This window comes from Coprococcus sp. AM97-35 (genome assembly GCF_027697525.1).
Taxonomy (GTDB): domain Bacteria; phylum Bacillota; class Clostridia; order Lachnospirales; family Lachnospiraceae; genus Allocoprococcus; species Allocoprococcus comes.
This window is the reverse complement of sequence record NZ_JAQESL010000010.1, coordinates 31,723-55,692: the sequence shown is the minus strand read 5'-3', so window position 1 is coordinate 55,692 and position 23,970 is coordinate 31,723. Positions and strand designations below refer to the sequence as shown.

The window sequence follows — 23,970 nt, the reverse complement described above, 5'->3', positions numbered from 1 at the left end:
CGCAGACCGTCTCTCTCCACAATCGAGCAGGCTGACTCCTACTCGATTTGTATACTTTGTACACCATCTCGCTTAACAGCTCGATGATGTACATTCGCCAAATGCAGATCCTTGTGCAAGCACAAATCTGCACTTGGCTCATCGTATACACAAAAAAGCAGGAACCAAATCACTTTGATTCCTGCTTCTCACTATTCCTGGTATTTATATAAATTAGCCATTGATCATGAAGTTAACCAGTTTATCGATGTCTTCTTTTTCGTATGCAATGATTTCCAGTTCCGGAATCTCTCCGTTAGAGAAAATATTTGCCATAGAAACATACTGAGAAAGTTTAGATTTCAGATTCAGTCTGTCGCCTTCTCCTGTTACAAGTTCTACTTTTCCTTTGCAGCTGTCTACTACTTCAAAAAACTTATCAATGTTTGTAATATTCTGTACCTTCATGATGTACACTCCTTTTCTTTTATCTCTTCCTATCTTTTACACCCTCAATATATACAATTTTTTTTTGAAAATCAAGGGTTTTTTTTTAAATCAGCGTTTTGGGCATTGTGAACAATTTAACAGTCTGTTTTTTGTGCATAATCACAATGTCTATTTCAAAACAATACTGTCCTTACGGATCTCGATCTTACGCTCTTTATACAGATGTCCGACTGCACGCTTGAATGCATTCTTGCTCAGATCAAACTCCGCACGGATCACCTCCGCATCTGCTTTATCGTTAAACGGAAGGACTCCGCCCTTTTCTTCCAGACGCGCCAGTACCAGAAGCGCATCCTTATCCATCTGGATAAATGCTTTCTCACGGACACTTAAATTCAGCTTTCCATCCGGTTTTACTTCTGTCACTCTCGCATGGATCTTCATTCCCGGTCTTAGACTTTTCGGTGCTTCTCTCTTTGGCACAAGCGCAGAATATTTTCCGTCCACTGCAACGAAAGCCCCGAAATTATCACTCACTTCGTAAACGATTCCCTCTACCTGATCATCCTTCTGATAAGGAGAATCACTGGTCAGATACTCATATACCTTCATGGTCGCACAGAGTCTCTGGCTCTTATCAATATAAAGTCCTACCAGACATTCATCCCCCGGTTTCACCTTATAAGTCTGCTCCTTAAATGGCAGGAACAGATCCTTTTCCAGTCCCCAGTCCAGGAAGGCACCGAATTTGCCAACCTGCGCTACCTTCAGGATTGCACTTTCCCCCAGTGTAAGCTTCGGTTCATTTATCGTTGCGATCAGACGGTCAGAAGAATCCTTATACAAAAACACCTCAATCGGATCGCCCGGTTCGATTCCTGCCGGAACCTGCTTCTTCGGAAGAAGAACCTTTTCTCTGTCATCTCCCAGATATACTCCGAAATCAACTACCTTTACTACCGTAAGCATCTGTTTTTTTCCTAATTCCATCTCTTATTTCTCCTTGAATTCTACTACCGCATACGGATTTCCCTCCGCATCACAAAGTTCCACTATTTTTCTCTGTTCCTCTACCGCCATCTTTGGATAAATAATATCACCCATAACTGCGGATTTTTTATATTCTACCCGGATCTGTCCGGCACGCTCACATTCCGGCACCACATCAATTGCCATCTGGATATACTGGCAGTTATTGACATGCTCGTTTGTGTCGATCTGATGACGTCTTACCGGAAAACTTTCTCCATCTTCCAGTTCTTTTGGAAGCACGATCTTACGCGGCGCAAACTCTACATCCAGTGGTGCTTCCGGCCGATAAGCCTCGACCTCTTCTTTCGCCGGTCTGCATGGTCTTCCTTTTTTCATATCCATATATACCCAGACCGAATTGGCCCAGGCTGTCATCTCGCCTGCTTCATCCTCCATCTTAAAATTACGAAGTCCGAAAAGTCCGGTAAAATCCGTTGCCCAGGTGGACACCCGGATATGTTCCCCGAGTTTCGGATAACGGTTTACTACAATCTGCCATGCGGAAAGAATCCATGCCTGCCCGCTTTTTTTCAGTGATTCCACGCCATATCCGATATCCTCAGACTGAAAAGTACTACAGTCCTGAAAATAATTAACAAGCCCCGGTAATGTCAGAAGCTCCGTATGGTCTGCTTCACTGAATCGTACTCTGCTTTCAAATGTATACATCTCTTTTACCTCTGTTCTTCCACATAACTTCTGTCTAATGTGATAACACACTGATACTTTGGGTTATGATGCTGCAATCGGTCCATCAAAGTCAGTGTCAGTTCATTCCCTTTTTCCTCAGAATACTCTCTCGGAATGACAAAATCAAAAATGAGATTGATCTGTTTTTCTCCATTCACCATGCGGAAATCATGGATACTGCATCTCGGATCCAGTGCTTCCACAGCTTTTTCTGTCTCATGTTTTGCCTGAAGTACTTCTTCATTACGAGTCTCCACCGGATCCATATGAATTGTCAGCGAGATCCCCAGTTGTTCCATTGCCTCTCTCTCAATCCGGTCAATGATCTCATGGGATACATCAATCGGGACATCATTCGGAACCTCTGCATGAATGATCGCCATACTTCTTCCCGGTCCGTAATTATGGATCACCAGATCATGACTGCCCTCGATTCCAGCGTATTTTTCCACAAAATGCTTGATCTTCTCATAATCTTCCCATGTCGCCGGAATTCCGATCAGCGGCTCAAGCGTATCCTTCGCAATCCCAAATCCGGCCCACATAACGACCAGTGAAACACCAAGTCCGACAAAGCCATCGATATTGATCCCTGTGATCCGCCAGAATACAACCGACAGGATCGTCGCTGCTGTCGTGATCACATCTCCAAGTGCATCTGCTGCCGTCGCCATCATCACCTGGGAAGAAATCTTTTCACCAAGTTTCCGGTTAAACATCGCAAGCCACAGCTTCACACCTATGGACAACACCAGGATCAGGATCGACACCAGACTGAATTTTAACTCTTCCGGCTCCCGGATCTTCACGATCGCATTTTTGAAAAAGGTAAATCCAACTTCGATCACCAGAAAGGATACGATCAGTGCCGCTATGTATTCCAGCCTGCCATGCCCAAAAGGATGCTCCTTGTCTGCCGGTTTTTCTGCCATCTTCACTCCGATCATTCCAATGATCGAAGAACCTGCATCCGATAAGTTGTTAAATGCATCTGCAGTAACAGACACACTGTGAAGAAGGATTCCTATCACCATCTTCGCAATCGTCAGCAGAACATTACAAAAGATGCCTACTCCGCTTGCCAGCACTCCATATGCTGTACGGACAGACACCTTTTCTACATCTTTATAATCTTTTACAAATAATTTTACAAGTATATCCGTCATTAAACTTTCCTTTACCTTAGGCGAAACAAATTTTCCTGCCATCTTCGTTGAAGTATATTCTACACATTTACTCCGTCAATTGCAAGAAAAACCATTTGATTTTTACCGGTGTGCCTTTTACGATCATCGCATACTCTTCATCCGTCAGCACACTCCGCAGCTCTTCCTTCCCTTCTTTGGGAACAATTGCATGGACAGAATCCATAAAGCAGAGATTCGGATAAAGAACACACCACCAGTTGTGCCCCTGTGCCTTTCCGATCTTGATCCGGAGTGCATCGTACCAGCCTGCGGGGAAGGTGATGTCTCCGTAAGTTTTGTCCGGAAATTCACACCGCACGACCTCAGCTGTTATCTGATCGTTACATCCTTCTTCCTGCAAGACTTCCCTGGCCGTCCGGATCAGTTCTTCTTTGTGGCGGATCGCCCATGCTTTCGCCTCCGCTGCATTCCCTGCATCCGAAAGATTCTCACACATATAATCTACAACAGCCTCTTTCACCTTCATCTTAAGTTCCTGGTCTTCTTTGCTGTCACTGTTGGCAAGCACATGAAAGCGGAACACCTCACCGGATAACTTTTCCTGCACTGCATTCGCCTTCGCTTCCACCTGCATTCCCCTTGCAAATGCCGCACCACACAGAATCATGATCAGTATCAGCACCACTGCTTTTATTTTTTTCATTTTCGTATGTACCTCCTGTCTTTGATACCAGGAGTATTGACAACATATGGAAAACTATACATTTTTATCTGTGATATTCTACCTGATCTCTCCGGATAACATCCGATACTGTAGAGGCCTGATTGTCAATATGACATCCCATGAGCTCACATGCCTCTTCAACCTCTCCACCCGAAATCAGTGCGATCAGCTTATCATGTTCTTCCAGGAGCTGTGGATAACATTCCTTCTGCTTCAGGTATTCTACACGAAACCGGTACATCTGTTCCCGCAGGTTATTCAACAGCGTGATCAGTCTCTGGTTATTGGTTGCGGCAAAGATAATATCATGGAATTTTACATCTGCTTCAGCGATCTTCGTCACATCACCACTCTTTAAGACTTTACGGAAATCTTCAGCTGCCATCTTCATTTCTTCAACCTGCTCCGGCGTGATCCGTTCACACGCAAGCTGTACGGAAAGCTCTTCCAGTGCCTTTCTGACTTCCAGCACATCCTGCATATTCTTCTCTGTGATCTGTGCCACTTCTGCCCCTTTTCGTGGAATCATCAGAACCAGACCTTCCAGCTCCAGTTTACGGATTGCTTCACGGATCGGGGTGCGGCTTACTCCAAGCTTGTTGGCAAGCTGGATCTCCATCAGCCGTTCTCCCGGCTTCAGTTCTCCTCTTAAAATTGCCTTCCGAAGTGTATTGAACACAACATCTCTCAACGGCAGGTATTCATTCATATTTACTTCAAAATCCATATCCATTCTTATCTCCTCCTGACGTTATGCACATTTGCAAGATAAATCTGTTTTGCCAGATTCTGTGCTTTTACTTTTGTAAATGCTTCCTTCGCTGTCCTGCGATCCCTGAAAATCCCAAATACAGTCGGACCGCTTCCACTCATCATCGCCCCAAGAGCACCTGCTTCCATCATACATTCTTTGATCTGTGCAATGACCGGATATGCTTCAACCGTAACCTTTTCCAGCACGTTACCCAAGGATGCTGCCACTTGCTCAAGATCCTGGTTCTTCAATCCGTCCAGGATACCATCTATATCCGGATGCTCCTTGATTTCACAGGAATCCAGCTTTTCATAAACCATCTTTGTCGATACACTGATCGGCGGCTTGGCGATCAGAATCTGACATTTCGGCATCGGAGGAAGCGGCGTCAGTTTTTCCCCGATTCCTTCTGCGAGTACTGTTCCGCGCATAATGCAGTAAGGAACATCCGCCCCAAGCTTCACGCCTCTTTCCATCAACTCTTTTTGAGAAAGTCCCAACCGGAACATCTGGTTCATTCCGTAAAGCACTGCCGCAGCATTGGAACTTCCGCCTGCCATTCCCGCTGCAACCGGTATATGCTTGTCCAGATGGATTCTAATCCCATCTTTGATATCAAATTCATCGATCAGAAGCTTTGCCGCTTTCCATGCAATATTGTCCTCATCATTCGGCAGATAAAAAAGATTCGAATCGATCTCGATACCTGGGGCCGACTTCTTTTGCAGCGTCACATTATCGTACAGATACAGCGTCTGCATGACCATGCGCACATCGTGATAACCATTCTCCCGCCGCCCCAGCACATCAAGTCCAAGATTGATTTTCCCAAGTGCTTTTAACTCCAGTTTATCCATGCGTGTATCTCCTTATTGTATTTTTTCGACCTTTTTTTGTATCTTGTATACATCATTTCATTACTATAGTATACTCAAACTCTCCCGAAAAATCAATATTTTATCACCCGTTTTCAATTCTTTTGATAATAATTCATTATTAAGCAGAATGCTTTCTTCTGTGGTCGAATATTTCTTTGCCAGGCTCCACAGATCATCTCCGTCTTTTACGATATATCCCACAATTCCCGGCTGGTTCATCCGCTCTTCTTTTTCATAATCCACAAGTGCAGCCTCTGTCACCATCTGTATTTTTTCCGCTTTTCGCATGAAGCTCCTGAACGCCACGACCGCTTTGATCTCTACTTCATCATTTCCGGCAAGATCTACCGCAAGCTGCTCCACTGCATATGTGACGTCATATTTCATATCGCTGCTTCCTTCCCGGCATTCAAGCATTGCCGAGAACGGAACCATCCCCTTCCACACACCAAATGGTACTTCATCATTTGCCTTTACATACAGAAAGCTGACATTTAGAATCCCCTCTGCCAGAATTCCTCCATCCTGCACTTCCATTTTTTCTATCTGCAGGTCTGCGCTGCTGTGGCACACCTGAAGGATCTCATCTTTCAGCTCCGGCAGACTTAATCGTTCTGTGATCTTACTTTTTGAATGATTCTGCATCAGAAGCTCCTCAACAACAACTTCTTCTGTCTCCAAAACACATTTTTTATCAAGGGAATACGCATCCTCTAAAAGCTCCAGCTTTTCTTCCCCATAGACAAAAAGACGAACCTGAAGTGCCGCTTCAATGCCAAGCGCACGCATCTCACCGTCCTCATCCATCCGCACTTCCACACTGATATCATCCAGCCGGTCATAGACATGATGATACATACCTTCTTCTGCGCCGGCACACTCGATCCGCCCCTCATAAGGAACCGTCTGCTCCACCCAGTCTGTCTTGCCCTCCTGAGATTCATAGAGAACAAAGATCTGTAATTCTCCATTTATCAGCATAGCATCCTGCACAAGTCTGGTATCCATTTTCCGGGAGCTTACCTCTGTCCACAAGAGCGTTCCGATATTCTCTTTGGTCCCCGGTATCTTAATCTCCTCTTTGATCCTGTAAATGTCTCTCTTCGCGGTAAACAGCTGCAGCAGCTCCACCGGACATTTTTTCAGATAGATTCCCTCTTCCCCATCCACATCAAGTGTCACCTGTTTTTCTGTGATCTGCTCTGTATGTACCGTCATTTCCGCAAGTGCTTTTACCGCAAGCTTTCTCGAATGGATCAGTGATACCCCGCATTCCACCCGCTGAACTTGCACAATGTCTTCGCCTTCTCCGTTCTCTTCCTCCATGTAGACCATTTCCTCAAACGGAATCATTCCTTCCAAAGCTCCGGGACGCGGATCTCCCGAATCCGTCACATACAAAACTTTAAAATTCAGTTTTCCCGTCACACGGAGATAATTTTCCACTCTTCTTGTCTCTTCAATCCGCAGACTTCCCTCACCGGAAAGCACTCTTCCCACGTCACTTTTCACATCTGGTACATTATAATCCCCACCGATCATAAACTGATCCGTCACTGTTTTTCCCATCTGATTCATGCGTACCTGTTTTCTTATCAGTTCCATAGTCAGCCTCCTACTCAAATATCACCGGTTTTTCGCTTTTTGCCATTTCCAGGACAACATATGGGTATTGGGAAAATCCATCTTCCCGCATACAGATATTTTCCATCTCCTCCCCATCTTTTTCTGTCTCGTCACTTCCCGGTCCCAGAAGTGTTGTCTGTACACAGATCACATCTTTTTCTTCCGTACAGCCATCAACCCGGATCGCATATCCCTCCATTTCCTGTCTCCCATACCCCTGTCCGACATACAGCCGGTCTCCTTGCACATACATGATCTGAAATGGGGTTTCTTCCATCCCGGCAATGCGTTCGGTCATTTCCGCCGGAACTTTTTTCTCATCCACAATGGAATATTCCAGCATTTCTCCACCCGCTTCCTCTTTTTCCATGACCTGACAGCCGCCAAGGAAAATCAGCATCCAGATCACCCCTGTCACACGGCATTTTATTCTCATAATTATTCACAAACTTTTCCATTTTTTTGTCTCTTTATTATCATATTATCTTCCTTGTATTTTCATGCCTCGAATAGTATAATCGAAGAAAAGTATGTTACTTTATACAATGAAAGAGAGGATTTTTGGGTAATGATACGATTTATCTGTATCGCAGTCTTTTTAATTCTTTACCTGATCCTGTCCATTCCGGTTTTTCTGGTGGAATGGATCATTGGTAAATTCAATCGCAGAGCCAAAGATATCAGTTCTCTGCACATCGTTCAGTGGGGCTTTAAAGTGATTCTTAAGATGACCGGTGTCACGACAACCGTGATCGGTGAAGAAAATGTTCCGGATGAACCGGTACTCTTTATCGGCAACCACCGCAGTTATTTTGATATTCTCCTTACTTACAGCCGGTGCAGGCGTCTGACCGGTTATGTTGCCAAAAAAGAAATGGAAAAGATTCCGCTTCTTTCCACATGGATGAAGAATCTGTACTGTCTCTTCCTTGACAGAGACAATATGAGAGAAGGTCTGAAGACGATCCTTCAGGCAATTGATTATGTAAAAAATGGCATTTCCATCTGCATTTTCCCGGAAGGAACCCGCAACAATGGCGAAGAGCTTTCTATGCTTCCATTCCGTGACGGTGCACTTAAGATTGCCGAAAAGACCGGGTGTGCGATCATTCCGATTAGCATGAACAATACTGCTGACATTTTTGAAGCACATTTCCCACGTGTAAAAAAAGTACATGTCGTCATCGAATACGGCAAACCAATCTATCCAAAAGAACTGGATAAAGAGACAAGAAAACATCTTGGAATCTATTGTCATGATCTTATTCAGGACACAATTAAGAAAAACGCCAGTCTGATCTAAACCTATAACAGAAAAGAGGTACGATTATGCATTCTAAAAATTTAACATTACTTACAGACTTATACGAACTGACTATGATGCAGGGTTATTACGATAAGCAGGACAATCCTACCGTAATTTTTGATGTATTTTACCGTTCCAACCCATTTTCTTCCGGTTATGCAATCGCAGCCGGACTTGAACAGGTTATTGAGTACGTGAAAAATCTAAACTTCAGCTATGATGATGTGGATTACCTTCGCAGTCTCCACATTTTTTCTGAAGATTTTCTTCAGTATCTGAGCGGCTATCACTTTACCGGAAGCATTTACGCAATTCCGGAAGGAAGCCTGATCTTCCCAAAGGAGCCGATCCTCAAAGTCGTTGCCCCGATCATGGAAGCTCAGCTTGTGGAAACCGCAATCCTGAACATTCTGAACCACCAGTGTCTGATCGCGACCAAGTCTTCCCGTATCGTATACGCTGCCGGTGATACCGGTGTTATGGAATTCGGGCTTCGCCGTGCCCAGGGACCGGATGCCGGATTATACGGCGCACGTGCTGCCGTGATCGCCGGCTGCGTGGGAACCTCCTGCGTACTTACCGGCAAGCTTTTTGACGTTCCGGTTATGGGAACCCATGCACACAGCTGGATCATGAGTTTCCCGGATGAATATACCGCATTTAAAGCCTATGCAGATCTTTATCCTGAAGGATGTACCCTTCTTGTCGATACTTACGACACCTTAAAATCCGGTGTGCCGAATGCGATCCGTGTCTTCCAGGAGATGAAAGATGCCGGCATCAGTCCGAGAAAGCTTGGTATCCGTCTTGACAGCGGCGATCTTGCCTACCTGTCCAAAAAAGCACGTAAAATGCTGGATGCGGCCGGCTTTGAAGAAGCAACGATCTGCGCATCCAACGACCTTGATGAATATCTGATCCACGACCTCAAGATGCAGGGCGCAGCGATCGATTCATGGGGGGTCGGAACCAATCTGATCACCTCCAAAGACTGTCCTTCATTCGGTGGTGTATATAAGCTCGCTGCCATCCAGAATAAGAATGGCGAGTTCGAACCTAAAATCAAACTTTCTGAGAACACAGAAAAGATCACCAATCCGGGCAACAAGACGGTTTACCGTATTTACGAAAAAGAAACCGGCAAGATGAAAGCTGATTATATCTGCTTTGTAGACGAAGAAATCAATCCGGAGGAAGATCTTCTCCTCTTTGATCCAAGCGAGACATGGAAAAAGACAAAGATGAAAGCCGGAACCTATACCGTCCGCGAAATGATGCAGCCAATCTTCATCAACGGTGAATGTGTCTACACTTCCCCGTCTGTCAAAGAGATTGCCGCTTACTGCCGTCAGGAAAAAGATACCCTGTGGGATGAATCCAAACGACTCTTCAATCCTCACCAGATGTATATCGATCTGTCTCCAAGACTTTATGAAGTAAAGAAACAGCTTCTTGACCGCATGAGTGCTGATGACTAGGTTACAATTTGAAAAGAGGTATTACCGATGAAAAATATGACATTAAAAAATATAACCGCTGCCTGCCATGGAACCTTCCATGGCGACAGCAGTTTTCTTGAAAAAGAGATTACCGGCGTTGCAATCGACAGCCGGAAAGCAGCACCGGGATTTCTTTTTGTTCCACTCAAAGGAGCCCGTGTAGACGGCCACACCTTTATCCCACAGGTTATGGAACAGGGTGCACTTGCTACTCTTACAGAAGAAGATCCTTCTTCCCTTACCTGTCCCTGCATTCATGTAGAATCCTGCGAAAAAGCACTTCGTGATATCGCAGCGTTTTACCGCATGCAGCTTGACATCAAGGTTGTCGGCATCACCGGAAGTGTTGGCAAGACCAGCACCAAAGAGACGATTGCCTCTGTCCTTTCCCGGAAATACAATGTTCTTAAGACAGAGGGAAACTTTAACAACGGAATCGGACTTCCGCTTACCATCTTCAATCTTACCGAAGAACATGAAGTCGCTGTCCTGGAGATGGGAATTGACCATTTCGGAGAGATGCATGAACTTGCATCCATCAGCCAGCCGGATATCTGTGTAATCACCAACATCGGTCTTGCACACATGGAAAATCTCGGAAGCCGCGACGGAATCTTAAAAGCCAAAACCGAAGTTTTTGATCATCTGCGTCCAAATGCTTCTGTCATCTTAAACGGAGATGACGACAAACTTTCCACAGTCGCAGAGGTACAAGGAAAAAAGCCTGTTTTCTTCGGTCTTTCAGACCAGCTGGATGCCTATGCAGACGGAATCGTAAGTCAGGGACTTCGCGGAACTGACGCTGTACTCCACCTTCCACTTGGTGAAATCAACGTACATATCCCGGTACCTGGAAATCACATGGTTTATAATGCTCTCGCCGGAGCATGTGTCGGCATGAAGCTTGGACTTACTCTGAAGGAAATCCAGACCGGGATCTCTTCCCTGAAGACGATTGCCGGACGTACCAATCTGATCGACACAGGATCTCTTTTGATCATCGATGATTGCTACAACGCTAATCCGGTTTCCATGAAATCTTCTCTGGATGTACTTTCTACCGCAACAGGAAGAACCGTAGCTGTAATGGGCGATATGTATGAGCTTGGTGATAAGGAAAATGAACTTCACTACAATACCGGCGCACATGCTGCCGAGATCGGCATTGATGTGATCTGCTGTATCGGAGAACTTTCCCACCACGCATATGAAGGTGCAAAAGCCTGTGCAAAGAGCAGTGCCGTACTTTACTTTAAAACCAAACAGGACTTCCTGGGAAAAATCCGGAATGTTGTCAAAAAAGATGATACCATTCTGGTCAAAGCTTCCCACGGTATGGAATTTCCTGAGATCATTGATGTACTCAGACAGATGAAGTTTTAAGAGAGGTAAGACATGAAATATCAGATACTTGTTCTTGACCTGGACGGAACACTTACCAACTCCAGGAAAGAAATCACTCCACCAACGTTAAAGGCTCTGATCGAGATCCAGGAAGCCGGAAAAAAAGTTGTTCTTGCAAGCGGTCGCCCTACATACGGCGTGGTTCCCCTTGCCAGGCAGCTCCATCTGGAACGTTACGGAAGCTATATCCTATCCTTCAACGGAGCACGGATCACTGACTGCCGCACCGGCCAGGTCATTTACAACAAAACACTTCCGCAGGACGTGATCCCGGATATCTACCGGATCGCTTCCAACTACCCGGTTGATATTCTGGCTTATGAGGATGGACAGCTTCTGTCCGGATTTACCCCGACAAAATATTCCGAATTAGAATCTCGGATCAACCATTTACCAATTGTACAAATTGATAATTTCTGCGAGAAAGTATCCACATTTCCAAACAATAAATTTCTCCTGACCGGAGAACCGGACAGCATCGCTGCTGCTAAAGAGGAAATGTCCGCTCATTTCCATGGTTATATCGATGTTTACTGTTCGGATCCATTTTTCCTCGAAATTGTTCCAAAGAATGTAGACAAAGCCGCCTCTCTTCTGAAGCTTCTTACCAGCATCGGTCTGACTGCTGATGAAATGATCTGCTGCGGTGACGGATACAACGACCTGACTATGATCGAAACCGCAGGTCTTGGAGTGGCAATGGAAAATGCACAGCCACTGGTCCGTGAGAAAGCAGATTTTATCACAAAATCAAATGATGATGACGGAGTTCTCTATGTGATCGATCAGTTTATGCTCGATTGACCGTCGTAGAAATATCATTTCTCAAAATATAGAAATCCCGGAGAACTGGTTTTACTTCCAGTCTCCGGGATTTTTGTTTTCAGTATTTTTCTGTACTTAGATTTCTGCAGTTTCCGCGTCGTCAGTCTCTTCCAGTACTTCCGCATACTTGTCCAGAATGATCTTCTGGATTCTGTCTCTTGTACCGGAATTGATTGGATGCGCAATATCACGATATTCCCCATCCAGTGCTCTCTTACTCGGCATTGCAATGAAAAGTCCTTTTTCCCCTTCAATGACTTTAATATCGTGAACAACAAATTCTTCGTCCATTGTAATTGATACTACTGCCTTTAATTTTCCTTCTTTTGCTACTTTGCGCACGCGTACATCTGTAATCTGCATAACTTTCTAGCCCCTTTCTCCAGTAACGCACATACCGGTCCGCTCCTTTTCCTTTATTTGACCGGCATGCCTTCTGATCCGGACTCTTACAAGTCCCCCTCAGTTTTTATAATGCGTACCTTTCGTTCTTTTCTATTACTACTTTCACGCCATCTTCACCAACATGCCGTGTATTGGCACGGATCGTATCCCTGCTCTCTACAATACAGTTCTCAATGTAAGTATTGTCCCCAAGATACACATCATTTAAAATAATTGAGTTTTTGATCACACAATTATTTCCAACAAACACTTTTTTAAACAGAACCGAATTCTCAACGGTTCCGTTGATAATGCTTCCGCTTGCCACAAGGCTGTTCTTAACGACCGCACCCGGATTATATTTTGCCGGAGGCAGGTCTGTCACCTTGGAATAAATACTTGGAAGCTGCTTAAAGAAATAGTTCCGGACTTCCGGTTTGAGGAAATCCATGTTTGTCTTATAATAGGCATCGACCGTGGAAATATTGCTCCAGTAGTCTTTTATCTTATAACCGTATATCTTTTTCAGATTCTTGTATCTGATCAGGATATCCGTTACAAAATCATATCTGTCTTCCTCAGCTGAATGCTCGATCAGATCGATCAGCTGACGTCTGCGGATGATATAGATTCCTGTGGAAATCGTGTTGGAATTTGCCACCATCGGTTTTTCCTCAAAATCTTCGATCCGCATATTCTCATTCATCTTCAGGATGCCAAAACGGGTTGCATCCTCGCCCTGATCCAGATCCCGGCATACCACAGTGATATCTGCTTTCTTGGCAATGTGGTATTCCAGTACTTTGTTATAATCCATCTTGTAAACCGCATCACCGGATGTGATGATCACATAAGGTTCATGGCACCTCTTCAGGAACTCCAGGTTCTGATAGATCGCATCTGCCGTTCCACGATACCAGTAGCCATTGTCTGCGGTGATCGTCGGTGTAAATACATAAAGGCCACCCTGCTTACGTCCGAAATCCCACCACTTGGAAGAATTCAAATGTTCATTCAGTGAACGTGCATTATACTGAGTAAGTACTGCTACCTTCTGGATGTGCGAATTGGACATATTGCTGAGTGCAAAATCAATTGCCCGGTAGCTTCCTGCGATCGGCATCGCTGCCACTGCACGCCTCTGTGTAAGCTCCCGCATCTTGTTGTTGTTACCGCCTGCTAAAATGATTCCAACTGCTCTCATGATCTGTCACCCGCCTTTATCAATACTCCGCCGCTTTCAAGAGCACCCTGTACATAATCCTCCTTCACGGTAATACCGCTGATCGCAGTATTCTTTCCAATCTGTACTCCTGCCGGAATCACAGAATTCTCACCGATCGTAACCAGTCCGGAATTGTAGATATCAGACCTGAGCTTGTTCGGTGCTTCATTACCGATTCCAAGGGTTACATTATCTCCAACCTTAACATTCTCCGCAATGATCGCTTTGTCGATCACACAGTCATTTCCTATCGTAACATCCTGCATGATGATCGAATCCCGGATCACGCAGCCTTGTCCAACAACAACACCTGCGCCGATCACACAGTTATGTATCTCGCCGTATATCTCAGCTCCGTCGCCAATGATGCTTCTGTCGATCACAGCTTCTTTTGAGATATACTGTGGCGGTATAATTGAATTATTCGTATAAATTTTCCAGAATTCCTCATAAAGATTAAATTCAGGAATAATGTCGATCAGTTCCATATTAGCTTCCCAGTAAGAACTCAATGTACCGACATCCTTCCAGTAACCATTATATTCATATGCAAACAGTCTCTGCTTCTTTTCATGACAGTACGGAATGATATGCTTTCCGAAATCACATCCCGGCTGATCTTTCATCTTAATCAGTGCCTCTTTGAGCACCGGCCAGCTGAAAATATAAATTCCCATGGACGCAAGATTGCTCCGCGGATTCGCCGGCTTCTCCTCAAACTCGGTGATTCTCTTGTCTTCATCGGTAATTACGATTCCGAAACGACTTGCTTCTTCGATCGGAACCGGCATTGCCGCGATCGTCACATCTGCATGATTCTCCTTGTGAAAATCCAACATGACCTCGTAATCCATCTTGTAAATATGATCTCCTGATAAGATCAGTACATAATCCGGATTAAATGTCTCCATATACTCCAGATTCTGATAAATTGCATTCGCCGTTCCTGTATACCATTCGCTGCTTGTACTCTTCTCATACGGCGGAAGAATTGACACCCCTCCGATATTCCGGTCCAGATCCCACGGAATACCAATTCCAATATGTGTATTAAGCCTGAGTGGTTGATACTGGGTCAGGACACCGACTGTATCGATTCCTGAGTTGATACAGTTACTCAGCGGAAAATCAATGATCCTGTATTTGCCGCCAAATGCAACAGCCGGTTTAGCAACTTTTGCAGTCAGGACGCCAAGTCTGCTGCCCTGTCCTCCTGCCAATAGCATTGCTATCATTTCCTTTTTTATCATGTCTTCACCCCTTCTCAGTAATTCTGGTTTTTTCATTATAACATATTACATACATATAGTGAACATATTTTACAAAAATATTTCTGTTTACCTATCTTTTTTATAGAAATATCACAAAAAGAAAAGGTTTGGTTTTTGACCTATCTATGTTATAATTATGCACGTAAGTCAAATACTATGAAACAAATTCACAGAACAGGAAGTGTCATTATGTATAAAATTGATTTTAATCAGCCTTGCCATATCCACTTCATCGGAATTGGCGGCATCAGTATGAGTGGACTCGCTGAGATCCTTCTTGAAGAAGGCTTCACAGTATCCGGATCCGATAACAAAGAATCGGCACTTACGGATCATCTGTCTCAGAATGGTGCAACCGTATTTTACGGTCAGAAAGCTTCCAATATTATAGACGGTATCGACCTTGTAGTTTATACCGCAGCGATCCACGAAGACAACGAAGAATTTGCAGAAGCAAAGCGTCAGAATCTTCCGATGTTATCCAGAGCAGAATTACTCGGTCAGCTTATGACTAACTATAAGACACCGGTTGCTATATCCGGTACACACGGTAAGACAACCACAACCTCTATGCTTTCTCATATTGCTCTTGCAGCAGACCTGGATCCGACAATCTCTGTCGGCGGTATCCTGAAAGCGATCGAAGGCAATATCCGTGTCGGCGGACCTGACCTTTTTATTACGGAGGCATGCGAATATACCAACAGTTTCCTGCACTTTTTCCCGAAAATCGGTATTATTCTGAATGTGGATGCGGATCACCTGGACTTTTTTAAAGACCTGGACGATATCCGTAATTCTTTCCACCTTTTTGCTAAGCTTCTTCCGGAAAACGGAACTCTCGTCATCAACGGAGATATTGATAAAATTGAAGAGATCACCTCCGATCTTTCCTGTCGTGTTATCACTTTTGGCAAAGAAGCTTCCCTGGATTACAGTGCAGCCAATATTACTTATAACGAACAGGGCAATGCCTCTTTCGATGTCGTAAAAAACGGACAGAATGTTGCCCATCTCGCTCTTGCAGTTGGCGGTGAGCACAACGTATATAACGCACTTGCGGCAATCGCAGTTGCCGATATTCTTGGTGTTCCTGCGGAGACGATCCAGACAGGTCTTGCTTCCTTCCACGGAACAGACCGCCGTTTTGAATACAAAGGTGAAGTCGGCGGAGTGACCATCATTGATGATTACGCACACCATCCGACAGAGATTGCTGCAACGCTGAAAAGTGCTGCACATTATCCACATAAAAAGCTGTGGTGTATTTTCCAGCCACATACTTATACACGTACAAAAGCATTATTCTCAGAATTTGCTGAAGCACTCGCACATGCAGACCATGTAATCCTTGCTGACATCTATGCAGCGCGTGAGACAGATACTTTAGGCATCTCTTCCGCACAGCTTGCAGATGCAGTCAAAGAACATGGATGTGACGCAACTTATCTGCCAAGCTTTGCAGCCATCGAAGAATTCGTCACCACCCATTGCCAGCCTGGCGATCTTCTGATCACAATGGGTGCCGGAGATGTTGTAACCATTGGGGAAGACCTGTTAAAAGCCTGATTTTCTCCAATATTTGCGAAATTTTATCTGTAATAACAAAAATTTCCGTCAGAAAATTCTTTTTTACAATCTGGGATGATGTTATAATGAACAAAGTCAGAAAAGAAAGGAAGCGGAAATTATGAGTGCACTTATTTTGCGCAATCATTCCCACAATAACATAACGATCGTGGAGAATGACTTTATCGATCATTATATGGTATCTGCGAACGGAGAATATGTAAAAGTCTATCTTCTTCTTCTCCGTTATCAGAATATCCCGGAGCAGCTTCCGGATATCCCGCAGATGGCAGACCTTCTGGAGAATACCGAAGGCGATATCCTGCGCGCACTCAAATACTGGGAAAAAGAAGGAATTCTTTCTCTCGAATATGACGAAACAAATGAACTCGCCGGAATCTGTATCGGAAAAGCACCAACTCATCAGACACCTGTCAAAGCGGCTTTCCATACACCTTCCGCACAGTCTGCTTCCGTTCATGAAAAATCTCCGGTCGCGCAGTCTGATGGAAATACCACTGTTTCAGACAAAGCTGCCGGTCAGAATCTTCCTGCATCAAGACGTTCCCTTGCTGCAAGAAGAGAATTAAAGCAGATTCTTTTTATTGCTGAACAATATCTTGGCAAAACCTTATCCCGTACCGATGTTGATGCGATTACCTACTTTTATGATTCCCTTGGTTTTTCCGCAGACCTGATCGAGTATCTGATCGAATACTGTGTGGAGAACGGACATAAGAGCATGCATTACATTCAGAAAGTAGCACTTTCATGGGCAGATGAACATATTACAACCGTCGATCAGGCACGTAATTCCTCTGCATTTTACAACAAAACCTGCTATTCTATCCTGAATGCATTTGGCATCAAAGGGCGGGGACCTGCATCTGCCGAACTGGATTATATCCGCAAATGGCTGGAGGATGGGAATTTCGAACTGGATCTCATTCTGGAAGCATGCAACCGCACCATCAGTGCGATCCACCAGCCAAGTTTTGAATATACTGACAAGATTCTCGAAAACTGGAAGACGGGCAACGTTCGTACACTGACAGATGTTGAGCGTCTTGATTCTGCCTTTGAGCAGGAAAAAGACCGGAGGAAAACTCCTTCGGGGCAAAACCGTACACCTTCTGCCCAGCAGCCTTCCAAATTCCGTAATTTTGAAGAACGTTCTTACAATATGGACGAGCTTACCAAAGAATTATTACGCAGTAACTAAGAAAGGGGAACACTGTGCCGTTAACTAATTCACAATACAATGCGCTGATGCGCGTATATGAAGAAAAAAGAGCGAAGAGCCGCGACCTCGCGAATCTTCACTACGAACGTGCCTGCCAGAAGATTCCGGAGCTTGCATCGATTGATGCCTCTATTTCTTCTGCCAGTCTTGATCAGGCGAAAAAGCTGCTCGCAGGCGATGACACTGCCCTCGCTTCTTTGAAGGAAGATATCCGGTCTCTTTCTGACAGACGCCGCCGACTCCTTTCCGACGCCGGATTCCCGGAAGACTATCTGGAACAGCATTTTGAATGTCCAGACTGTCAGGATACCGGCTATGTCGGCACGAAAAAGTGCCATTGCTTTTTAAAAGCGATCATTGATCTGTTCTACACCCAGTCCAACTTAAAAGGGCTTCTCGAACAGGAAAATTTTGAACATTTTAATTTTGATTATTATTCATCCAATTATAGAGACCGGCTTTCCGGTCAGAATTCCCGCGAGCTTGCAACGCGGGCTTATCAGGAATGTATGAATTTCATCCACAATTTTGATACCGAACATGGTAATCTGCTCCTTTTTGGGAATACTGGTATTGGGAAGACATTTCTCAGTCACTGCATTGCAAAAGAAGTGATGGATTCTCTGCATTCCGTTCTTTACCTGACTGCCTCTGAATTTTTCGATGCGCTCCTTGAAAAAGCACTGACCCGGAATGATGAGAGCTGTCTTTTATATGAGCAGATCCACCAGTGTGATCTGCTGATCATTGATGACCTGGGAACCGAACGAAATACAGACTTTGTCGTTTCTCAGCTTTTTGTGTGTTTAAATGATCGGATCCTGAACAGGAAATCCACGATCATTTCTACTAATCTTACTCTGGAGGAAATCAAGACGAACTATACAGAACGTACATTTTCCCGGATAAGCAACCATTATAAGATACTTCGCCTTGCCGGTGATGATATCCGCATTCAAAAGAAACTTATGTACAGGGAGGAACACTGATGTTACATCGAAGTGAACGAATTCTGGATAATATTCCAGTTGGCTCTCTCGGCATTATTGCTGTAGACGGCTGTGAAGAGATGGGAAATAAAGTCAATGACTATCTCGTAAAATGGAGAAAGGAAGAGACTCGTTTCCAGAAAGACAATCTTGTTTTCAACGGCTACGAAAAGCCGAACTATCTGATCAACGCAAAGGTACCGCGTTTTGGATCTGGTGAAGCCAAAGGTATTATCAATGAGTCTGTACGAGGAAAAGACCTTTATCTGATGGTCGATGTCTGCAACTACAGCCTGACTTATTCGCTCAGCGGCAATACCAACCATATGTCACCGGACGACCATTTCCAGAACCTGAAGCGTGTCATCGCCGCTGTAGGAGGAAAAGCACGTCGTCTGAACGTCATCATGCCTTTCCTGTATGAAAGCCGCCAGCACAAGAGAAGCGGCCGTGAATCACTGGACTGTGCACTTGGTCTGCAGGAGCTTGTCCGCATGGGTGTTGACAATATCATCACTTTCGATGCACACGACCCACGTGTCCAGAATGCGATCCCGCTGAACGGATTTGAGACGATCCGTCCGACTTACCAGTTCGTAAAAGGACTTTTAAAGCATGTACCAGATCTTCAGATCGATGCTGACCATATGATGGCGATCAGCCCGGATGAAGGTGCAACCGGACGTGCAATCTACTTTGCCAACGTACTCGGACTCGACATGGGTATGTTCTACAAACGCCGTGACTACACAACCATCGTAGACGGACGTAACCCGATCGTAGCACACGAATTCCTTGGCTCTTCCGTAGAAGGAAAAGACGTAATCATCCTCGATGATATGATTTCGTCAGGTGACAGTATCCTCGATGTAGCACGCCAGCTCAAGATGCGTAAAGCAAAACGTATCTACGCTGCTGCAACCTTCGGACTTTTCACAAACGGTATGGAAAAATTCGACCAGGCTTACGAAGAAGGACTGATCAACGGAATCCTCACAACAAACCTGATCTATCAGACACCGGAACTGCTCAGCCGTCCTTACTACATCAACTGCGACATGAGCAAGTACATCGCACTGGTGATCGATACACTGAACCATGATGCTTCTATCAGCAGCATCCTTGATCCAAGCGAACGTATCCAGAATGTAGTTGAGAAATATAAAAAAGGGGAAGCGATCGATTAATTTATACGAGCGAAATTTTTCCGCTGTATGACAAAAAATACTGCTTGAATATCATTTTCTGATATCTAAGCAGTATTTTTTTACTCTTAAACGTTAATTTGTGAATACTCGGTAATTCTCTTTTTTATCGTAATCTTTGCGGATCCCATCATCCTCATACATGGTATAACTACTGTTTTCGTATCCGATAAGCTGCAGATGTTCGGTATCAATATTCTTCACACACTCTGCTGCTTCTACAACCGGGATACATTTACCATTTCGAATGAAGAGCGGTACTTCATTTGATGCCACATCTACATAATGGATACCTTTCGCGAGAATCTCTTCCGAAATGCTTCCATCCGGCAGGAACTTGACAAATTTCATTTCTTCCGGCAGATAAACATAACGGCCTCTTGCGTTCTGCTCATAAACCGGAGCAATCATAATCTCGTTTCCGAGCATCAGCTGATCCTCTACGCGGATTGCTCTCTTGTCATCCGGATAAACAAACCCTAAAGGCTTAAAATACATATCATCACTCAGCGCAGCTTTCATATACTCGCTGTACAGATACGGCACAAGACGATATCTGGTGTTAATGACAGCACGGAAATCCTCGATATTTTCGAATTGATAACACTCCTGCTCTCTTGTCCCCGTCGCCGAATGATTACGCATCAGTGGTGTAAATACACCAAGTGCGAGAAAACGTAGCAGCAATTCTCTTGTTGTATCAGCACCAAAACCTCCAAGGTCAGCACCTGTATACAGGAAACCACACATGTTCAGAGACGGCAGCATCTTCAGGTTAAGAAGGATATGTGACCACCAGGATTTATTATCTCCGGTCCAAATTCCGCCATAACGATGCATTCCGATGTAAGAAGATCTGGAAAACATCAGAAAACGTTTTTCCGGGTCAATGCGTTCAAACGCTTCTCCGGCCGCTCTTGTCATATTATAGCCAAAAAGATTATGTACTTTGTCATGGCGGATCTTTTTGCCATCCACATTGTGATAAAATCTTTTATAGTCTTCCGGATTATTTGCAATACTGAGCATCTTGTCCTGCATTTCCCAGGGATGGGTCTTGCCTTCGGTATCCTTTGCAAACTCTCCGGCAAGTTCTCTTGCCTCTGCAAGGCCTTCGGAAGAATAAAAGATCGCAGGCTCGTTCATATCATTCCAGAAACCTTCTATTCCCTGTTCGATCAGAAAACGATATTTGTCTCCGAACCATTTTCTGGCTTCCGGATTCAGCATATCCGGAAAATGGGTATCTCCCGGCCATACAGCTGCAACAAAATCACTTCCGTCTTCTCTCTTGCAGAAATAGTTGTTTTTGACACCTTCCTCGTAAATCTCATATCCCGGCTCAACCTTGACACCGGCATCAATGATCGGAATCAGACGAATACTCTGGTCGTTCATTTCCTTTACAAATTCCGGAAAATCCGGGAAATTTTCTTCACTCACTGTGAAATCTTTGAATGACTGCATATAGTCAATATCCATGTAAATCATATCGATCGGAATATGATTCTCCCGATATCCTTTTGCGACAGTACGGAAATCTTCTTTCGTCGTATAACCCCAGCGGCTCTGTCCGAAACCAAAAGCAAACTTCGGTGGGATATAGCTGCGTCCGATTACGTGGCGGAACTGTTTTACGATATCATAAGCATTCTTACCTTCAAGCACGTAGATATCCAAATCAGCATTTTCGCAAGATACCTTAAGGGTATCCTCTCTGTCATATCCAATATCAAAGGTCAGTTTTGAGGGATAGTCGAAAAATAATCCAAACGTCCTCTTTCCGCTCACAACAATGAAGTTGTGGGCTCCGTACAGAGAACGCTTGTCCTCTGTGTGTACCGGATCATCTGTACAATTACTGATATAACAGTACCCTCTCTTGTTGATTCCACGATTGGCTTCACCCAGACCATAGACAATGTCATCTTCATCCATGATATAAGTAAAAACAAATCCTTCCTCCTGACTGACCTCTCCATACGGGAAAACGCCCTCTGTTGTTTCAATCTTTTCAGTCAGTGCCTCCGTATCAAACGGAGTTCCATATCTATATTTTCTAATCATTTCTTTATCACCTAGTGTTTATAATATAGTACAAATGCTTCATATGGATTCAGAACAATTTTTCCTTCAAATTCTTTTCTTCCAAGGTTTGTGATCAGACACTCTGCGCCTTTAAATTCTTCCGGCACTTCTACTTCTGCATTCTTATCGCTGAAGTTGCAGACAGTCAGAAGCTTTTCCTGATCCTGTTTTCTTGTGTACGCAAAAATCTGTTCATCCGCACGGTAAAGAGGTTCAAATTCACCATAAACAATAATGTCTTTTTCTTTACGCAATCGGATCAGTTTCTGATAGTAGTGGAAAACAGAATCCGGATCTTCAAGCTGCTGTGCTGCATTGATCTTCTTGTAGTTCGGATTCACTTTGATCCACGGCTCGCCCTCTGTGAATCCAGCCTGTTTACTGTCGTCCCACTGCATCGGAGTTCTCGCATTGTCACGGCTTCTCAGCATCAGACATTTCATCATGTGTTCCGGAGTCATAAGACCTGATTCCGTAAACTCTTCAAAGTAATTAATACTTTCAATATCACGGTAATCTTCCAGTTTGTCAAAGTAAATGTTTGTCATACCAAGCTCTTCACCCTGATATACATATGGCGTTCCCTGCATCATATGAATACAGGTCGCCAGCATTTTTGCAGAAGTTTCTCTGTATACCGGATTGTCATTTCCAAAACGGCTGACACTTCTCGGTTGATCATGATTCCCTAAAAACAAACTGTTCCACGCCTTCCCCTGAAGTTCTTCCTGCCATTTGATCATAATATTTTTGAACTCTTTGAAGTCATATCTTGCAGTCGTCCACTTTCCATAATCTCCGCATCCACTCTCCACATGCTCGAATTGGAATACCATGTTCAATTCATTTCGGTCATCACCCGCATATTTCTGTGCTTCTTCTATTGTGACTCCTGCGGTCTCACCGACTGTCATGATATCATATTTTGAAAGAACTTTTTGATTCATTTCCTGAAGGAATTCGTGGATCCTTGGACCATGTACACAATATGGTCCAAAGTCCCCATAAAGACCGTTATTCATTTCTCCGTCCGGAAATCTCTGATCTTTGGAAATCATACTGATAACATCCATTCGGAAGCCATCGATTCCTTTTTCACACCAGAATTTCATCATGTCATAAACTTCCTGGCGTACTTTTTCATTTTCCCAATTGAGATCCGGCTGTTTTTTTGAAAACAGATGCAGATAATACATCTGAGTTTGCGGATCATATTCCCATGCAGAACCGCCAAATACTCCGCCCCAGTTATTAGGTTCTTTTCCGTTTACCGGATCTTTCCAGATATAATAATCACGATATGGATTATCTTTTGATTTTCTGCTTTCAATAAACCAGTTATGTTCATCTGAAGTATGGTTGACTACGAGATCCATCAGAATCCTGATGGATCTTTTGTGTGCTTCACACAACAATTCCTCGTAATCCTCCATCGTTCCATATTCTTCATAAATTCTGCGGTAATCAGAAATATCGTAACCATTATCGTCCTGAGGTGATTCCAGCATCGGAGAAATCCACAATACATTTACCCCAAGTTCTTTGAGGTAATCCAGTTTCTGTATGATTCCTCTGATATCTCCCACACCATCACCGTTACTGTCTTTAAAACTCTTTGGATATATCTGATATACTACACTTTCTTTCCACCATTTTTTCTCCATGCCAAATCTCCTCGTTT

General features: G+C 44.2%; 22 protein-coding genes. 8 read left to right on the top strand and 14 right to left on the bottom strand.

The window, feature by feature from the left end:
* Positions 1-213: 213 nt before the first annotated feature.
* The 9 genes from PG840_RS09365 to PG840_RS09325 form a co-directional block, all read right to left on the bottom strand.
* The gene (locus PG840_RS09365) at positions 214-447 is read right to left on the bottom strand and encodes a hypothetical protein (protein WP_008368971.1); all 234 of its coding nucleotides are present in this window, start codon (positions 445-447) and stop codon (positions 214-216) included.
* 150 nt (positions 448-597) lie between these two features.
* Complete coding sequence (locus tag PG840_RS09360) at positions 598-1,419, bottom strand: CvfB family protein (protein WP_195250206.1); 822 nt, start codon at positions 1,417-1,419, stop codon at positions 598-600.
* A gap of 3 nt (positions 1,420-1,422) precedes the next feature.
* On the bottom strand, positions 1,423-2,130 hold the full coding sequence (locus tag PG840_RS09355) for an acyl-[acyl-carrier-protein] thioesterase (protein ID WP_055157924.1): 708 nt from the start codon (positions 2,128-2,130) through the stop codon (positions 1,423-1,425).
* Between the two features lie 5 nt (positions 2,131-2,135).
* Positions 2,136-3,317 carry a cation diffusion facilitator family transporter gene (locus PG840_RS09350; protein ID WP_022221113.1) on the bottom strand — a complete coding sequence of 394 codons (1,182 nt, stop codon included), beginning with the start codon at positions 3,315-3,317 and terminating at the stop codon, positions 2,136-2,138.
* A 67-nt stretch (positions 3,318-3,384) separates the two neighbouring features.
* Entirely contained in the window at positions 3,385-4,002 is a 618-nt protein-coding gene (gene spoIIR, locus PG840_RS09345; RefSeq protein WP_117824491.1) for a stage II sporulation protein R, read from the bottom strand.
* A 64-nt stretch (positions 4,003-4,066) separates the two neighbouring features.
* The gene (locus PG840_RS09340; protein WP_008368980.1) at positions 4,067-4,756 is read right to left on the bottom strand and encodes a GntR family transcriptional regulator; all 690 of its coding nucleotides are present in this window, start codon (positions 4,754-4,756) and stop codon (positions 4,067-4,069) included.
* A gap of 2 nt (positions 4,757-4,758) precedes the next feature.
* The gene (gene ispE, locus PG840_RS09335) at positions 4,759-5,634 is read right to left on the bottom strand and encodes a 4-(cytidine 5'-diphospho)-2-C-methyl-D-erythritol kinase (RefSeq protein ID WP_055297431.1); all 876 of its coding nucleotides are present in this window, start codon (positions 5,632-5,634) and stop codon (positions 4,759-4,761) included.
* Between the two features lie 63 nt (positions 5,635-5,697).
* Entirely contained in the window at positions 5,698-7,260 is a 1,563-nt protein-coding gene (locus PG840_RS09330; protein WP_270205671.1) for a DUF3794 and LysM peptidoglycan-binding domain-containing protein, read from the bottom strand.
* 10 nt (positions 7,261-7,270) lie between these two features.
* A complete protein-coding gene (locus PG840_RS09325) occupies positions 7,271-7,717 on the bottom strand; it encodes a protease complex subunit PrcB family protein (RefSeq protein ID WP_118199738.1) in 447 nt (148 codons plus the stop codon).
* A 132-nt stretch (positions 7,718-7,849) separates the two neighbouring features.
* Between PG840_RS09325 and PG840_RS09320 the strand changes: the two genes are divergently transcribed.
* The 4 genes from PG840_RS09320 to PG840_RS09305 are packed head-to-tail and all read left to right on the top strand — an operon-like array spanning position 7,850 to position 12,294.
* Positions 7,850-8,584 carry a lysophospholipid acyltransferase family protein gene (locus tag PG840_RS09320; RefSeq protein WP_270205672.1) on the top strand — a complete coding sequence of 245 codons (735 nt, stop codon included), beginning with the start codon at positions 7,850-7,852 and terminating at the stop codon, positions 8,582-8,584.
* 26 nt (positions 8,585-8,610) lie between these two features.
* The gene (locus PG840_RS09315; RefSeq protein ID WP_008368990.1) at positions 8,611-10,065 is read left to right on the top strand and encodes a nicotinate phosphoribosyltransferase; all 1,455 of its coding nucleotides are present in this window, start codon (positions 8,611-8,613) and stop codon (positions 10,063-10,065) included.
* A gap of 27 nt (positions 10,066-10,092) precedes the next feature.
* On the top strand, positions 10,093-11,469 hold the full coding sequence (locus PG840_RS09310) for a UDP-N-acetylmuramoyl-tripeptide--D-alanyl-D-alanine ligase (protein WP_270205673.1): 1,377 nt from the start codon (positions 10,093-10,095) through the stop codon (positions 11,467-11,469).
* A gap of 12 nt (positions 11,470-11,481) precedes the next feature.
* Positions 11,482-12,294, top strand: a complete 813-nt coding sequence (locus tag PG840_RS09305) for a Cof-type HAD-IIB family hydrolase (protein ID WP_270205674.1) — start codon at positions 11,482-11,484, stop codon at positions 12,292-12,294.
* A gap of 96 nt (positions 12,295-12,390) precedes the next feature.
* On the opposite strand, the gene spoVG is transcribed toward PG840_RS09305, so the two are convergent.
* The 3 genes from spoVG to PG840_RS09290 form a co-directional block, all read right to left on the bottom strand.
* Entirely contained in the window at positions 12,391-12,678 is a 288-nt protein-coding gene (spoVG, locus tag PG840_RS09300) for a septation regulator SpoVG (RefSeq protein ID WP_008368997.1), read from the bottom strand.
* Between the two features lie 106 nt (positions 12,679-12,784).
* Complete coding sequence (glgD, locus tag PG840_RS09295) at positions 12,785-13,903, bottom strand: glucose-1-phosphate adenylyltransferase subunit GlgD (RefSeq protein WP_055249425.1); 1,119 nt, start codon at positions 13,901-13,903, stop codon at positions 12,785-12,787.
* Complete coding sequence (locus PG840_RS09290; protein ID WP_195479744.1) at positions 13,900-15,174, bottom strand: glucose-1-phosphate adenylyltransferase; 1,275 nt, start codon at positions 15,172-15,174, stop codon at positions 13,900-13,902. The genes glgD and PG840_RS09290 overlap by 4 nt, the downstream gene beginning before the upstream one ends.
* A gap of 210 nt (positions 15,175-15,384) precedes the next feature.
* Between PG840_RS09290 and murC the strand changes: the two genes are divergently transcribed.
* The 4 genes from murC to PG840_RS09270 all read left to right on the top strand — a co-directional run bounded on the left by murC (position 15,385) and on the right by PG840_RS09270 (position 20,183).
* Positions 15,385-16,764, top strand: coding sequence for a UDP-N-acetylmuramate--L-alanine ligase (gene murC / locus PG840_RS09285; RefSeq protein WP_117559023.1), 1,380 nt, complete (start codon positions 15,385-15,387; stop codon positions 16,762-16,764).
* 121 nt (positions 16,765-16,885) lie between these two features.
* Positions 16,886-17,986 (top strand): DnaD domain protein, encoded by a 1,101-nt coding sequence (locus PG840_RS09280; protein WP_270205675.1) that lies wholly within the window; start codon positions 16,886-16,888, stop codon positions 17,984-17,986.
* A gap of 14 nt (positions 17,987-18,000) precedes the next feature.
* Positions 18,001-18,996: an ATP-binding protein gene (locus PG840_RS09275; protein WP_117824499.1), complete on the top strand. Its 996-nt coding sequence runs from the start codon at positions 18,001-18,003 to the stop codon at positions 18,994-18,996.
* Positions 18,996-20,183, top strand: coding sequence for a ribose-phosphate pyrophosphokinase (locus tag PG840_RS09270; protein ID WP_055261717.1), 1,188 nt, complete (start codon positions 18,996-18,998; stop codon positions 20,181-20,183). Before PG840_RS09275 ends, PG840_RS09270 begins: the two co-directional genes overlap by 1 nt.
* Before the next feature lie 93 nt (positions 20,184-20,276).
* Here the strand turns inward: PG840_RS09270 and PG840_RS09265 are convergent, their stop codons facing one another.
* Together PG840_RS09265 and PG840_RS09260 are read right to left on the bottom strand one after the other, a co-directional pair.
* Positions 20,277-22,268 carry a glycoside hydrolase family 31 protein gene (locus PG840_RS09265; RefSeq protein WP_270205676.1) on the bottom strand — a complete coding sequence of 664 codons (1,992 nt, stop codon included), beginning with the start codon at positions 22,266-22,268 and terminating at the stop codon, positions 20,277-20,279.
* A gap of 11 nt (positions 22,269-22,279) precedes the next feature.
* Positions 22,280-23,953 (bottom strand): glycoside hydrolase family 13 protein, encoded by a 1,674-nt coding sequence (locus tag PG840_RS09260; protein WP_270205677.1) that lies wholly within the window; start codon positions 23,951-23,953, stop codon positions 22,280-22,282.
* Positions 23,954-23,970 lie beyond the last annotated feature (17 nt).

Bases quoted from the DNA above. Each gene is read 5' to 3' on its own strand.
- PG840_RS09365 (WP_008368971.1), bottom strand. From the start codon at position 447: ATGAAGGTACAGAATATTACAAACATTGATAAGTTTTTTGAAGTAGTA.
- PG840_RS09360 (WP_195250206.1), bottom strand. From the start codon at position 1,419: ATGGAATTAGGAAAAAAACAGATGCTTACGGTAGTAAAGGTAGTTGAT.
- PG840_RS09355 (WP_055157924.1), bottom strand. From the start codon at position 2,130: ATGTATACATTTGAAAGCAGAGTACGATTCAGTGAAGCAGACCATACG.
- PG840_RS09350 (WP_022221113.1), bottom strand. From the start codon at position 3,317: ATGACGGATATACTTGTAAAATTATTTGTAAAAGATTATAAAGATGTA.
- spoIIR (WP_117824491.1), bottom strand. From the start codon at position 4,002: ATGAAAAAAATAAAAGCAGTGGTGCTGATACTGATCATGATTCTGTGT.
- PG840_RS09340 (WP_008368980.1), bottom strand. From the start codon at position 4,756: ATGGATATGGATTTTGAAGTAAATATGAATGAATACCTGCCGTTGAGA.
- ispE (WP_055297431.1), bottom strand. From the start codon at position 5,634: ATGGATAAACTGGAGTTAAAAGCACTTGGGAAAATCAATCTTGGACTT.
- PG840_RS09330 (WP_270205671.1), bottom strand. From the start codon at position 7,260: ATGGAACTGATAAGAAAACAGGTACGCATGAATCAGATGGGAAAAACA.
- PG840_RS09325 (WP_118199738.1), bottom strand. From the start codon at position 7,717: ATGAGAATAAAATGCCGTGTGACAGGGGTGATCTGGATGCTGATTTTC.
- PG840_RS09320 (WP_270205672.1), top strand. From the start codon at position 7,850: ATGATACGATTTATCTGTATCGCAGTCTTTTTAATTCTTTACCTGATC.
- PG840_RS09315 (WP_008368990.1), top strand. From the start codon at position 8,611: ATGCATTCTAAAAATTTAACATTACTTACAGACTTATACGAACTGACT.
- PG840_RS09310 (WP_270205673.1), top strand. From the start codon at position 10,093: ATGAAAAATATGACATTAAAAAATATAACCGCTGCCTGCCATGGAACC.
- PG840_RS09305 (WP_270205674.1), top strand. From the start codon at position 11,482: ATGAAATATCAGATACTTGTTCTTGACCTGGACGGAACACTTACCAAC.
- spoVG (WP_008368997.1), bottom strand. From the start codon at position 12,678: ATGCAGATTACAGATGTACGCGTGCGCAAAGTAGCAAAAGAAGGAAAA.
- glgD (WP_055249425.1), bottom strand. From the start codon at position 13,903: ATGAGAGCAGTTGGAATCATTTTAGCAGGCGGTAACAACAACAAGATG.
- PG840_RS09290 (WP_195479744.1), bottom strand. From the start codon at position 15,174: ATGATAAAAAAGGAAATGATAGCAATGCTATTGGCAGGAGGACAGGGC.
- murC (WP_117559023.1), top strand. From the start codon at position 15,385: ATGTATAAAATTGATTTTAATCAGCCTTGCCATATCCACTTCATCGGA.
- PG840_RS09280 (WP_270205675.1), top strand. From the start codon at position 16,886: ATGAGTGCACTTATTTTGCGCAATCATTCCCACAATAACATAACGATC.
- PG840_RS09270 (WP_055261717.1), top strand. From the start codon at position 18,996: ATGTTACATCGAAGTGAACGAATTCTGGATAATATTCCAGTTGGCTCT.
- PG840_RS09265 (WP_270205676.1), bottom strand. From the start codon at position 22,268: ATGATTAGAAAATATAGATATGGAACTCCGTTTGATACGGAGGCACTG.
- PG840_RS09260 (WP_270205677.1), bottom strand. From the start codon at position 23,953: ATGGAGAAAAAATGGTGGAAAGAAAGTGTAGTATATCAGATATATCCA.